The 12,882-nt window shown below is 64.4% G+C and carries 11 protein-coding genes; 5 read left to right on the top strand and 6 right to left on the bottom strand.

All coding sequences use genetic code 11. The features are described from left to right. Window positions 1–23: 23 nt before the first annotated feature. Entirely contained in the window at window positions 24–953 is a 930-nt protein-coding gene (locus B5V03_RS03650; protein ID WP_129267919.1) for a bifunctional helix-turn-helix transcriptional regulator/GNAT family N-acetyltransferase, read from the top strand. A gap of 185 nt (window positions 954–1,138) precedes the next feature. Here the strand turns inward: B5V03_RS03650 and moaB are convergent, their stop codons facing one another. Together moaB and ypfJ are read right to left on the bottom strand one after the other, a co-directional pair. Continuing rightward, window positions 1,139–1,702 carry a molybdenum cofactor biosynthesis protein B gene (moaB, locus tag B5V03_RS03645; protein WP_129267918.1) on the bottom strand — a complete coding sequence of 188 codons (564 nt, stop codon included), beginning with the start codon at window positions 1,700–1,702 and terminating at the stop codon, window positions 1,139–1,141. 163 nt (window positions 1,703–1,865) lie between these two features. Then, entirely contained in the window at window positions 1,866–2,798 is a 933-nt protein-coding gene (ypfJ, locus tag B5V03_RS03640; RefSeq protein ID WP_129267917.1) for a KPN_02809 family neutral zinc metallopeptidase, read from the bottom strand. A gap of 412 nt (window positions 2,799–3,210) precedes the next feature. On the opposite strand from ypfJ, the gene B5V03_RS03635 reads away from it, so the two are divergent. The 3 genes from B5V03_RS03635 to B5V03_RS03625 all read left to right on the top strand — a co-directional run bounded on the left by B5V03_RS03635 (window position 3,211) and on the right by B5V03_RS03625 (window position 5,666). Further along, entirely contained in the window at window positions 3,211–4,338 is a 1,128-nt protein-coding gene (locus B5V03_RS03635) for a site-specific DNA-methyltransferase (protein ID WP_129267916.1), read from the top strand. Between the two features lie 182 nt (window positions 4,339–4,520). Next, window positions 4,521–4,847: a hypothetical protein gene (locus tag B5V03_RS03630; protein ID WP_129267915.1), complete on the top strand. Its 327-nt coding sequence runs from the start codon at window positions 4,521–4,523 to the stop codon at window positions 4,845–4,847. Between the two features lie 132 nt (window positions 4,848–4,979). Next, window positions 4,980–5,666, top strand: coding sequence for a glutathione S-transferase family protein (locus tag B5V03_RS03625; protein ID WP_164987768.1), 687 nt, complete (start codon window positions 4,980–4,982; stop codon window positions 5,664–5,666). A gap of 51 nt (window positions 5,667–5,717) precedes the next feature. On the opposite strand, the gene B5V03_RS03620 is transcribed toward B5V03_RS03625, so the two are convergent. From B5V03_RS03620 to B5V03_RS03605, 3 genes are all read right to left on the bottom strand, one after another. Continuing rightward, window positions 5,718–7,727 carry a HAMP domain-containing methyl-accepting chemotaxis protein gene (locus B5V03_RS03620; RefSeq protein ID WP_129267913.1) on the bottom strand — a complete coding sequence of 670 codons (2,010 nt, stop codon included), beginning with the start codon at window positions 7,725–7,727 and terminating at the stop codon, window positions 5,718–5,720. A gap of 318 nt (window positions 7,728–8,045) precedes the next feature. Next, window positions 8,046–10,055, bottom strand: a complete 2,010-nt coding sequence (locus B5V03_RS03615; protein ID WP_164987767.1) for a methyl-accepting chemotaxis protein — start codon at window positions 10,053–10,055, stop codon at window positions 8,046–8,048. A gap of 499 nt (window positions 10,056–10,554) precedes the next feature. Next, a complete protein-coding gene (locus B5V03_RS03605) occupies window positions 10,555–10,998 on the bottom strand; it encodes a nuclear transport factor 2 family protein (protein WP_164987766.1) in 444 nt (147 codons plus the stop codon). 91 nt (window positions 10,999–11,089) lie between these two features. Between B5V03_RS03605 and B5V03_RS03600 the strand changes: the two genes are divergently transcribed. Then, window positions 11,090–12,004: a LysR family transcriptional regulator gene (locus tag B5V03_RS03600; RefSeq protein WP_129267910.1), complete on the top strand. Its 915-nt coding sequence runs from the start codon at window positions 11,090–11,092 to the stop codon at window positions 12,002–12,004. 192 nt (window positions 12,005–12,196) lie between these two features. Here the strand turns inward: B5V03_RS03600 and B5V03_RS03590 are convergent, their stop codons facing one another. Then, window positions 12,197–12,817 (bottom strand): glutathione S-transferase family protein, encoded by a 621-nt coding sequence (locus B5V03_RS03590; protein ID WP_129267909.1) that lies wholly within the window; start codon window positions 12,815–12,817, stop codon window positions 12,197–12,199. Window positions 12,818–12,882: the final 65 nt, after the last annotated feature.

The following is a 12,882-nucleotide window of genomic DNA, read 5'->3' as shown; positions in this document are numbered from 1 at the left end:
AATGGCAAGTATTGAGGTGAGCCATGACAATCGACGGGCCCGACGACCAGATCGCAGCGGTTCGCGCCTTCAACCGCTTCTATACCCGCAAGCTCGGCGTGCTCGACCAGCACCTGGGAAATAGCCCGTTTTCGCTCAGCGAGGCCCGCGTCCTCTATGAACTCGCGCATCGCGATGACCTTGCGGCAAAAGAGATCGGAAACGAGCTTGGTCTCGACCCCGGCTATCTCAGCCGCATCGTCCAAAACTTCGATGAGAAGGGGCTGATCACGCGCAGGCCCCTGCCCGCAGATCGCAGGCAATACCAGCTCAGCCTCACCGCCAAGGGCCGCCAGGCCTTCGCCAAGCTCAGCCTGGGTTCGCAAAATGAGGTCGCCGCCATGCTGGCTCAGCTTTCGGCGGGCGATGCAACGCGGCTCACGCAGGCCATGGCGACCATTGAGGCCGTGCTGGAGCAACGCCAAAGCCAGCCCGCGGCCGTCGTGCTGCGCAGCCATCGCGTCGGCGACATGGGCTGGGTCATCTCCAAGCAAGCCGCCGCCTATGCCGCCGACTACCATTGGGATATCAGCTACGAGGCGCTGGTCGCCGAGATCTGCGCACAGTTCATCAAGAATTACGACGCCGCGCGCGAGCACTGCTGGATCGCGGAAGTGGGTGGCGAGCCGGTCGGATCGGTCTTTCTGGTCAAGGCCACGGACGAGATCGCCAAGCTGCGCCTGTTGCAGGTGGAGAAGAAAGCACGGGGGCTCGGTGTCGGCCGCGCGCTGGTCGATCAATGCCTCCAGGGCGCACGCGAGCGGGGCTACAGCAAGATGACGCTGTGGACCCAGAGCATCCTGGTCGCCGCGCGCGGCATCTACAAGAGCGCAGGGTTCGAGCTCGTGAAGGAAGAGAAACACCACAGCTTCGGGCAGGATCTGATTGGCGAGACCTGGGAGCGCGATCTCTGATTATTTCGCAACAAGCGAGATGCGCATGAATGTGCCTCGCCCCTCGCGGGAGTGGCAGCGACGCAGGTAGACACAAGCTCACCTGGGTGAGGGGTATCTCTCCGAGCATTCCGTGCCGATAGATACCCCTCATCCGGCGCTTCGCGCCACCTTCCCCCGCAAGGGGGGAAGGGAAGAAGAAAGGGTTACACCGTCGCGCCTTGCGCCTTCGGCCTGCGCAGATGTTCGTCAAGCCTCGGCATGATCTCGACGAAATTGCAGGGGCGCGTGCGGTAGTCGAGCTGGGCCGCCAAAATGCCGTCCCAGCCGTCGCGGCAGGCGCCGGGCGACCCGGGCAGACAGAAGATGTAGGTCGCGCCCGCAACGCCCGCGGTGGCGCGGCTCTGGATCGTCGAGGTCCCGATCTTGGCGTGGCTCAGCATGTGGAACGCGATCGAGAAGCCGTCCATGCGCTTCTCGAACAGCGGTTCGATCGCCTCCGGCGTGACGTCGCGTCCGGTAAAGCCGGTGCCGCCGGTGGTGATGACGACGTCGATGCCGGCGTCAGTAATCCAGCGGCGGATCACGGCGCGGATCGCCTCGACATCGTCGGTGACGATCTCGCGCGCGGCGAGATGATGGCCGGCGGCCGTGAGGCGGTCGGCGAGCGTCTGGCCGGATTTGTCGTCGGCGAGCGCACGCGTGTCGGACACGGTGAGCACCGCGATGTTGAGCGGGACGAACTGTTTTGCTTCGTCGATGGACGCCATTGAACCGTACCTTCTTTCAACACCCACCGCCGTCATCCTGAGGTGCAAGCCTTGCGATGCAGCGCATCGCAAGGTGAAGCCTCGAAGGATGGGCCACGGGCTCGCCATCCTTCGAGGCTCGCCGAAGGGGCGAGCACCTCAGGATGACGCCACTCATAGATGACTACCCACCGCCGCCGAACGTGTTGCAGGCCTGCACTGTGCCCTGCTGGTAGCCGGTCATGAACCATTGCTTGCGTTGCGCCGCGGAGCCGTGGGTAAACGAATCCGGCACGACGCGGCCCGTGGCCTGGCGTTGCAGCGTGTCGTCGCCGATGGCGCTCGCCGTGGTCAGCGCGGCGTCGATGTCGCCGGGCTCGAGGAAGTTCGGACGCTTCTTCGCCTCGCGATTGACCCAGACGCCGGACAGGCAGTCGGCCTGCAACTCGACCTTGACCTGGAGCGCGTTGGCCTCGGCCTTGCTGCCGGCCTGCTGCTGCAGCCGCGTCACGCGCGGGATGATGCCGAGCAGGTTCTGGATGTGATGGCCGGCCTCATGCGCAATGATGTAGGCGGTGGTGAAATCGCACGCCGACTTGCCGGAGCAGCCGCGGAAGCGCGTCTCGACCTCGCGGAAGAAGCCAGTGTCGAGGAAGATGGTTTTGTCCGGCGGGCAATAGAACGGTCCCATCGCCGATTGCGCCATGCCGCAGCGGCCGCCATTGGTGGCGTTGCGGAACAGCACGACCTTCGGACCGGTATAGGACTGGCCGCTGGCCTGGAAGATCTCGCTCCAGCGATCGTCGATCTCGCCGAGGATGCCGGAGATCATGCTGCCGACGTCGTCGGTCGGCGCCCCGCGCTTGGCCGAGGTCGACTGGCGATCGGTCTGATAGGACGGGGCCTGGCCACCGCCGGTGAGGATCTCGGCGCCGCCGATCAGGATGCGCGGGTCGATGCCGAAGGCGTAGCCGATCAGGCCGAGCACGATGACGGTGCCGATACCGAGCCCGCCGCCGCCCATCGGCAGGCCAAAGCCGCCTCCTCCGCCACCACCACCGCCATCGTCGCGACGATCCTCGACGTCGTCGCTGCGGCGGAAATCATCGTAGCGCATGGCGGGCTTCCCTTAAGTCCTTGAGGGCATCATTTGGGCGCAAGAGCGCAAAGGCTCAACGCGCCACACACGTAAAATTTCCGTTGCATTTATCAATATCGTGGTCGGCAAAAATTGCCTAGTGCGACAGCATGCCGATGCCAGCAATTTTTTCCGAGGGGCAGCAATTTTTTCCGAGAGAATTTTGCAGTCTTTTTTGTGCTCCGGCCGCTCCCGCAACGCGAAGAAATACGAAATAGACTGCAAAACGCGGCGATTGCGCACGACCAACCGCGCGAGACTCGCGTTGCGAGGGCTGCTCACGAAAGCGGCGGGTTAAGTCGATTTTTACTTTGCCGCTTCAATGTACTGATCAGTCGGTTGTTTGGTCCCGCGTCGCCGACAGCGTCGCCTGAGTCAGAGTTCTTGAGTCATGGTAGTGTCGCGTCGCGGGGCGTCTGCAAGGGCGCCCCGCACAAATTTTGAGTCCGCTTCGCACAGCATCATCCTCGGTGATTGCGTCGCCGAGATGTCGAAGCTTCAGGCTGGTTCGGTCGACCTCGTGTTCGCCGATCCGCCCTACAATCTGCAGCTCAAGGGTGATCTCAAGCGCCCTGACGAATCCCATGTCGATGCCGTCAACGACGACTGGGACAAGTTCGATTCATTCTCCGCCTATGACGACTTCACCCGCGCCTGGCTGCTTGCCGCCCGCCGCGCGATGAAGCCGTCGGCGACGATCTGGGTGATCGGCTCCTATCACAACATCTTCCGCGTCGGCGCGATCATGCAGGACCTCGGCTTCTGGCTCCTGAACGACATCGTCTGGCGCAAGACCAATCCGATGCCGAATTTCCGCGGTCGCCGCTTCACCAACGCGCACGAAACCATGATCTGGGCCGCGCGTGACGAAAAAGCCAAGGGCTACACGTTCAACTACGAGGCGCTGAAGGCCGCGAACGAGGACGTGCAGGCCCGTTCCGACTGGCTGATCCCGCTCTGCACCGGCGAGGAGCGCCTCAAGGGCGCCGATGGCAAGAAAGTGCATCCGACGCAGAAGCCGGAAGGCCTGCTCGCGCGCGTGCTGCTGTCCTCGTCGAAGCCCGGCGATCTCGTGATCGATCCCTTCAACGGCACCGGCACCACCGGCGCTGTCGCAAAACGCCTCGGCCGCTCCTATATCGGCTTCGAGCGCGACAAGACCTATGCCAAGGCGGCCGAAGCCCGCATCGCCGCGGTCGAGCCGCTGCCGGAGGCGAGCCTCGCCCCGTTCATGACCGCGCGCGAAGCGCCGCGTGTGGCGTTCTCCGAGCTGATCGAGCGCGGCATGATCATGCCCGGCGCAAAACTGTTCGACGCCAAGAAGAAGCTCGGCGCGCTGGTCCGTGCCGACGGCGCCATCATGTTCGGCGACAAGGTCGGCTCGATCCATCGCATGGGCGCGGTGGCGCAGGGCGCGCAGGCCTGCAACGGCTGGACCTTCTGGCACGTCGAGACCAAGAAGGGTCTCAAGCTGATCGACGAACTGCGTGCGGAGATCCGCGCAGGTATGGCGGAGTAGTCTCCCTCCGCTCTCGCAGATCTCGTAGGGTGGGCAAAGGCGCCCTTGCGCCGTGCCCACCATCTCTCTCGGTCGCAAAAAGTGCGTGGGCACGCTTCGCTTTGCCCACCCTACGGCACCTTGAATGCCGCGGCCGCCAGGACTAGATTCGCCCGATCAGTCCCGTCCTGACCGGTCCTCCCATGCGACGACAGTCCGAGACTTTGCTGCTGGTGCCGCTGCTGCCGATCTTCCTGCTCGGCATGTTTCCGATGTTCCTGATTGCGCTGCTGGGCTTTTTCGGCCTCGCTCTGTTCGGCGTGCTCGTGGTCTGCGTCGGGCTCGCCAGCAGCAACGAGGCGCATGACAACTTCAATCACGACGTCATCGTGCACGGCTATCCGCGCGGATCGGAGCGCGCGGCGCGGACGTCCGACATGCATCTGGCCACGAAGCTCGGGCTGCGCCTGGAGGCGGTCGGCGCGGCGATGGTCATTACGGCGGCGATCGGCCTTTGTTACGCCGGCTGATCTGCGCCTCACGCAGATACCGCCCGGCAAACTCGCCGGTTGCTCTCTCCGACAAGGTTCAGGCAAGACAAGGCCGCCTCGCGGCAATGCCGCCGCGTTCACTCTCGGCCAACAACACTGGGGAGATGATTGATGCTCAAATTCTATTTCAACGGTTCGCCGAACCCGACCAAGGTCGCACTTTATCTGGAAGAGGCCGGCCTGCCGTTCGAGCCGGTGAAGATCGACACCCGCACCGGCGAGCAGTTCACGCCGGATTATCTCAAGATCAATCCAAACGCCAAGGTGCCGGCGATCGACGAAAACGGCACGATCGTTTTCGACAGCAACGCGATCCTGCTCTATCTCGCCGAGAAGACCGGCAAATTCCTGCCCGCCGCCGCTGTCCGCGGCGAGACGCTGTCATGGCTGATGTTCATCGCCACCGGCGTCGGGCCGTATTCGGGCCAGGCCGTGCACTTCAAGCATTTTGCGCCGAAGGACCAGAACCACGATTACGCCCATAACCGCTACCAGTACGAGACCGATCGCCACTACAGGATTCTCGACGCTCACCTCAAAGGCCGCAAATATATGGTTGGCGACAGCTATTCGATCGTCGACATGGCACTGTGGGGCTGGGCGCGGATGGTGCCGTTCAAGCTCGGCGACGACGCCTTTGCGCGCTACCCGAACGTGAAGCGGCTGGTGGACGAGATCTCGGCGCGGCCTGCGGCGGCGCGCGCGCTCGCGCTGAAGGACAAGTTCACCTTCAAGGCGGAGATGGACGACGAGGCGCGCAGCAACATGTTCAAGCACATGACGACCAAGGTCGCCTGATCGCGACAAGCTGCCGTTCGAGGCCACGCGCATGCGCGTGGCCTTTTGCTTTTAGGCGGCGTGGACCGAGTTCAGGAACTTGGTGACCTCTTGCTTCAGGCGGTTGCTGTCTGACGACAGCGAGCGCGCCGCCGAGAGCACCTGCGAGGAGGCCGAGCCGGTCTCGGACGCGCCGCGCTGCACGTCGCCGATATTGGTCGAGACGCGCTGGGTGCCATGGGCCGCCTGCTGGACGTTGCGGGAGATCTCCTGCGTCGCCGCGCCCTGCTGCTCCACGGCAGCCGCAACCGTCGAGGAAATCTCCGACAGCCGCTCGATAGTGCCGCTGATCTCCCTGATGGCACCGACCGATTGCTCGGTGGCGGCCTGGATGCTCGAGATCTGCTGGCCGATCTCGCCCGTCGCTTTCGCAGTCTGCTCCGCGAGCGCCTTGACCTCGGAGGCGACGACCGCAAAGCCGCGGCCGGCCTCGCCGGCACGCGCGGCCTCGATGGTCGCGTTCAGCGCGAGGAGGTTGGTCTGGCCGGCGATGGTGTTGATCAGCTCGACCACGTCGCCGATGCGCGCCGCCGCCTTGGAGAGTTCGCCGACGCGGTCGTTGGTCCGGCTGGCCTGACCCACGGCCTCATTGGCGATGCGAGCGGATTCCTGAACCTGGCGGGCGATCTCGGACACCGAGGAGGACAGCTCCTCGGTGGCGGAGGCCACCGCCTGCACGTTGGTCGAGGCCTCCTGGGAAGCGCTGGCCACCTCCGTCGACAGGTCCTGGGCCCGCGTGGCCGTCGTGGTCAACGTGCCGGCGGACGCTTCGAGCTCGTTCGACGCCGACGACACGGTGTTCACGATCTCGCCGACTGCACGTTCGAACTGGGTGGCCAAATTCCGCATGTCCGCCTTGCGGCTCTCGGCCTGCCGCGCCTCGACCTCGACCTGCTCGTGGCGCAGGCGCTCGGTCTCGACCATGCTCTCCTTGAACACCTGGATCGCCTTGGCCATGTCGCCGATCTCGTCGCGATTTCCACGGCCGGGAATCTCGACCTTGAGATCGCCGCCGGCCAGCAACCCCATCGCCCGGGTCATGGTGGTCAACGGCCCGGCGATGCTGCGCCCGATCAGGAAGGCGACGAACAAGCCGAACAGGACGGCGAGACCGCCGGCGACCTCCTGAATGAAGGTCGTGCTGGCGATGACGCCGTCGGCGGTTGCCCGCGACTTCTGATAATCGGCCTTCAGTCCGGTTTCTGCGACCTTGAGCTTGTCGACGCTGTCCGTGATCAAGGGCGCGATATTGTTGCGGTAGAGTTCGTCGGCCTGGAGGACCGCGGCCGAGGTCGTCTCGAACGCGGCCTTGTAGGCCGACAGCGACGTCTTGACCGGCCCGAGCGTGGCCTTGACCTCGTCCGGCAGTCCCTCCTTCTCCAGCGACACGAGGCGCTGCTGCGCCTGCTCGACATTGGCCCGGAAGGTGGCCGGCCCCTTGGCATCCCGCACCGCGAGGAAGCGCCAGTTTGCGACGCGAACCAGCAGGATCTTGGATTCGAGGTCGAGAACGAAGCTGGCCACGTAGGTATCGCCGATCGCGGTCGCAGCCTGGACCACCTTGCCGGTGCTGGCGGTCAGCTCGTCGCCGCCGGCGAGCAGAGCGACCTTGCCCTTCGCCGCCTCGTTGACGGCGGCACCCATGCGCTCGCGCAGGGACTTCATCTTCTCGATATCACCGAGGAGGCCGTTGTAGATCTTGAGCCGTTCCTCGGAGATCGTCGACTTGGCCGCAGCCTTCAACAGCTCGACCGTCGCCGCCTCGCGCTCGGCGGCTTCCTTGAAGGCGGGCTCGTTGGCGTCGTAGATGTAACGCAAATTGGCGCGCCGCAGCGCCTGGAGGTTGATGGAGATGTCCTGGACGCGCGCCGTGTTGTCCGCGAGCGAGGAGAGCCGTGTCATCTGGCCCTGAACAGCGCCCAAATTCCAGATCGCAACGCCCGCCATGATCAGGCCAACGGCCACAAGAACGGAAAATCCGGCATAGAGACGTCCGCGGATCTTCAAACGCAAGCTCGGCATCACTGTCCACCCATTGCAGCTAGAGAAACGAAGCTGCCGATGCCCCCGAGATCGCAACGGCCGCCCACGCAGCCGCGATCATCATCAACCACTCGTCCTGCGTCGCAGCACAATGCGGAATAATTATTAATTGAGTGCTGTATTTGCGGGGTGTCGACTACGGAGGGTCCGGGCGAAGATGCAATAAAAGCGGCGAGGCGCTGCCGCTTCTGGAATCATCTGAACAGCAATTCGGCAGCCGACGCCGTTCTGCATACCGATCGCGCCACTCCATCATTGGAGGCCACGCGCAAGCGCGTGGCCTTTTGCGTTTGAGCCTCAGGCGGCGTGAACCGAACTGAGAAACTTGGCGACCTCCTGCTTCAACCGGTTGCTGTCGGCCGACAGCAAGCGCGCCGCCGAGAGCACCTGCGAGGAGGCCGAGCCGGTCTCGGAGGCTCCGCGCTGGACGTCGCCGATATTGGTCGAGACGCGCTGGGTGCCATTGGCCGCCTGCTGGACGTTGCGGGAGATCTCCTGCGTCGCCGCGCCCTGCTGCTCCACGGCAGCGGCAACCGTCGAGGAGATCTCCGACAGTCGCTCGATGGTGCCGCTGATCTCCCTGATGGCACCGACCGATTGCTCGGTGGCGGCCTGGATGCTCGAAATCTGCTGGCCGATCTCGCCGGTCGCCTTGGAGGTCTGCTCGGCGAGCGCCTTCACCTCGGAGGCGACGACCGCAAAGCCGCGGCCGGCCTCGCCGGCACGCGCGGCCTCGATGGTGGCGTTCAGCGCCAGCAGGTTGGTCTGGCCGGCGATGGTGTTGATCAGCTCGACCACGTCGCCGATGCGCGCCGCCGCCTTGGAGAGCTCGCCGACGCGTTCGTTGGTCCTGCTCGCCTGCCCCACGGCGTCCTTGGCGATGCGGGCGGATTCCTGCACCTGGCGGGCGATCTCACTGACCGAGGAGGACAGCTCCTCGGTGGCGGAGGCCACCGCCTGAACGTTGGCGGTCGCTTCCTGCGACGCGGACGCCACTTCGGTGGACAGGTCCTGCGCGCGCGTCGCGGTCGCCGTCAACGTTCCGGCGGACGCCTCGAGCTCGTTCGATGCCGACGACACGGTGTCGACGATCTCGCCGACCGCGTGCTCGAACTGGTCGGCGAGCTTGACCATGTCTTTCTTGCGGTCCTCGGCCTGCCGTGCCTCGACCTCGACCTGCTCGTGGCGCAGGCGTTCGGTGTCGATCATGTTGGTCTTGAACACCTCGATCGCCTTGGCCATGTCGCCGATCTCGTCGGCCTTGCCGCGCCCGGGGATCTCGACCGCGAGATCGCCGCCGGCGAGCAGCCCCATCGCACGCGTCATCGAGGTGAGCGGACCGACGATGCTGCGGGCGATCAGGAAGGCGACGATCAATCCGAACAGGGTGGCAAGGCCGCCCGCGATTTCCTGCACGGTCGTCGTGCCCTCGATCACGGCTTCGGCCTGCTTGCGCGAATCCTTGTAATCGTTCTTCAGGGTGGCTTCCGCGACCTTGAGCTTGCCGATGCTCTCGACGATGAGCGGCGCGAGGTTCTTGTGGTAGATCTCGTCGGCCTGGAGCATGGCCGCCGACGTCATCTCGAAGGCGGATTTGTAGATCCCGAGCGAGGTCTTGACCGGCCCGAGCGTGGCACGCAATTCGGTCGCCTGCGGGCTCTTTTCGAGCGCCGTGAGCCGCTGGATGGCCCTGTCGACATTCGTCCTGAAGTTGGCGGGGCCCTTGGTGTCGCGCAGGGCCAGGAACCGCCAGTTTGCGATCTGAACGAGAAGCAGCCTGGATTCGAGGTCCGCCACCAGGGACGCAGTGTCTTCGTCGACGGCCGCGCGCGCCACATCGGTCAGCTTGCCCATCTTGACGGTCAGCTCATCGCCGCTCGGCAGCAGCGTCGCCTTGCCCGTGCGCGCCTCGTTGACGGCGTCGCCGAGATTGTCACGCAGGCTCTTCATCCTGGCGATGTCGGCGATCAGGTCGTTGTAGAGCTTGCGCCGCTCCTCAGAGGCCGTGCCCTGCGCCCCCACCTTCAACAGCTCGGTCGCAGCCGTCTCTCGCTCGGAGGCCTCCTTCATCGCGGGCTCGCTGGCATCGTAGATGTAGCGCAGATTGGCCCGCTGGATGGCCTGAAGATGGGTCGAAATCTCCAGCACCCGCGCGGTGCTGTCCGAAAGTGCGGATTGTCTTCCGACCTGGTCCTGCACGGACCGCAAATTCCAGATGGCGACCACCGCCATCATGAGACCAACCGCCACCAAGGCCATGAAGCCTGCGTACAGGCGTCCCCTGATCCGCAAACGAAACTTCGGCATTCCCACTGTCCACCCGGATCCACGCGAATTCGGGCGGCCGAACTCGTCCGGCTATCGTCACGGCCACCCTCGCAGCCGCGAATCACGTCTTTCGCGATTTACGCTGCACCGCGACACAATGGGGGACACTCGTTAATTGAACCTTCTGATTTTTCGCGCACCTCTCAAGAAGCGCATACAAAATCTGCTGATCTTCTATGCAGTTGCGCAAGGATGTGGCGCGCGGTCGCATGGGGCTCGCGCGGATCGAGGCTCCGGGTGCGGCAAGAGCAATCCGGCTATTTCTGCCGGATAGGCTTCCTCAGCTCGTACGCAATCTCCGATCGGGTCATCCCGCTGTCCTGAAGCTCCCGCTCGCTCATCGCGGCGAGGAGATACCGACCCCGGGACCGCTCTCGCCTGATGCGAATGATCTCTGCCAGCGCCCGCCAGGCCCGCACGACCATCGCCGACCGTGATGAACGAGAGCGGTCTGCGGACGCGACGTCGTTCAACCCAGTCAGCCCGCGGCCTTCACGGCGGCTTGCGGAAACGGGCCGAGCGCCTTCTCGGTCAGGATCGAGTCGCAGTACTCCCTGATCTCCTTGATCTTGCCGTCCTCCAGGCGAAACACCAGGCAATAGTCGTTGTCGTAGCGCACGCCCTCGGGGGTGACGTTGTCGCCCTTGGCTTCGACCACGACGATGTCGCCGTCGGCGATGAAGCGGTGGGCGACCGTGCGGGTACGGTCGACCAGGCGCGTCCGCACATACGCATGCAAATCGTTGAGGATCGACTGCTTGCCGGCGAAGGTGCGCGACCAGGAATACTGGCCGGTCACGACCCATCTGGCGTCATCGGCAAGGCTCGAGGTGAACAAAGCGCGGTCGCGCACGGCCGGATCGGGGTTGGCGGCGGCGGCGAAAATATCCTGCATCAGTTTCTTGTTGGCGCTCGCGCTCATGGCGGCATCTCCGTTTGGTGGCAACTCGGGGATCATCGCCGTCCGATGAGAATTCTTCAAATCGATAGCGGATATGATATCTATTCGCCTCATGAATTTGAATTCGCTCGACCTCAATCTATTGACCGCGCTCGACGCGCTGCTGCGCGAGGCCAATGTCAGCCGCGCCGCCATGCGGATCGGCCTGTCGCAGCCGGCGACGAGCCACGCTTTGCAGCGCCTGCGCGACATCTTTGGCGACCCGCTGCTGGTGCGGACCGGCGCGCGGATGGAGCTGACGCCGCGGGCACAGGCCCTGCGCGCACCGCTGGCGCAGGCGCTCGATCAGGTGCGCGGGCTGTTCGTGCCTGATGAGTTCGACGCGGCGCGCAGCGAGCGGCCTTTCCGCCTGATGATGCCGGATCTCGCCGTCGAGCTGTTGATGCCGCCCTTGATGGAGAAGGTCACGCGCCTTGCGCCCAATGTCCGCATCGACGTCGTGCCGTGGCGGGGACCTGCGATCTTCCACGCCGAGTTCGCCCGCACCATCGACCTCGTGATCTCGATCGGCAATGCCTTCAAGGGCTTTCACCGCCAGCTGCTCTACACCGATGCCGACGCGCTGGCGGTGCGGCGCGGCCATCCCATGGGAGCGAAGCTGAAGCGGCGCGAGACGTTCCTGGCCGCACGGCACGTCGGCGTGATCATCCGCGGCAACAGCGAGGATCTGATCGACACCTGGCTGCGCACTGAGGGCATCGAGCGGCACATTTCGCTGGTGGTGTCAGGCTATCTCGAAGCGCTGCACGTCAGCGCCCGCACCGACCTCGTCGCCTTCGTGCCGCGGCGGCTGATCGCGGCACTGTCGAAACAGCTCGGCCTCGTTACGGTGACACCGCCGTTCGACCCCGGCATCGACGAGCAGTTCATGTTCTATCCGACCCGGGCGCAGATGGACCCGGGCTCGATCTGGCTGAGAAGGCTGATGCTGGAGACGGGGCGGGAGTTGGAGAAGAAGGGGTCGTAGAATGCACCATCGGAAAACTCGGTGTCGTCCCGGACAAGCGCAGCGAAGCGGAGCGCCGATCCGGGACCCATAGCCATAGGGCGTGGTTTGGCGAAGACTCTTGGTTCGGTATTTCTACCGAACGTGATCGATAGATTCCGCGGTATGGGTCCCGGCGTACGCCGGGACGACAGTGGAGAATGACGTCACGCCTCACGCCTTCTGCGCGTCCATCACCTTGCGCACGGCCGGGCGATCCGACATGCGCTTGAAATGGTCGGCGATCTTCGGCGTGGCGTTGATGTCGACGCTGTCGCCTTCGAGCCAGGTCGAGACCGTGTAGAGATAGGGGTCGCAGATCGTGAACTGATCGCCCATCACCCAGGGCCCTTTGAACATCTTCTGCTCGATCAGCGCGAAGCAGGCGGCCATGGTCTGCGGGACCTTCGCCTTCATGTCGGCGAACGAGCTTGCCTCCGTCGCCCAGCGCGCGCCGCGCATCTTGTGGGCATGGTTGATGTGCACGGTCGAGCAGAGATAGGAGTTGAACGACTGCACTTGCGCGAAATCGAAGGGATCGTCGAGCGGGGCGAGTTTCGCCTTGGGGAAGGTCTGCGCGAGATAGGCGAGCATCGCCGGCGTCTCGGTCAGGACGCCGCGATCGGTCACCAGCGCGGGCACGCGGCCCTTCGGGTTGATGGCGAGATAGTCGGGGCTGTTCTGCTGATTGTCCTTGAAGCTCAGGCGTTCGGCCGTGTAGTCGGCGCCGGCCTCCTCCAGGGTCATGTAGGTGGCGAGCGCGCAGGTGCCGGTGGCGTAGTAGAGCTTGAGCATGTCGGACCTCATGGGAAAATTGGAAATTAGCGGCTGTCGCCCCCGAGGTCCATAGCACGACATTC

Origin of the sequence: Bradyrhizobium betae (assembly GCF_004123905.1) — a bacterium.
Lineage (GTDB): Bacteria > Pseudomonadota > Alphaproteobacteria > Rhizobiales > Xanthobacteraceae > Bradyrhizobium > Bradyrhizobium betae_A.
Note: the sequence above shows the minus strand (reverse complement) of the source record. Positions and strands in the feature narration are given on the sequence as shown.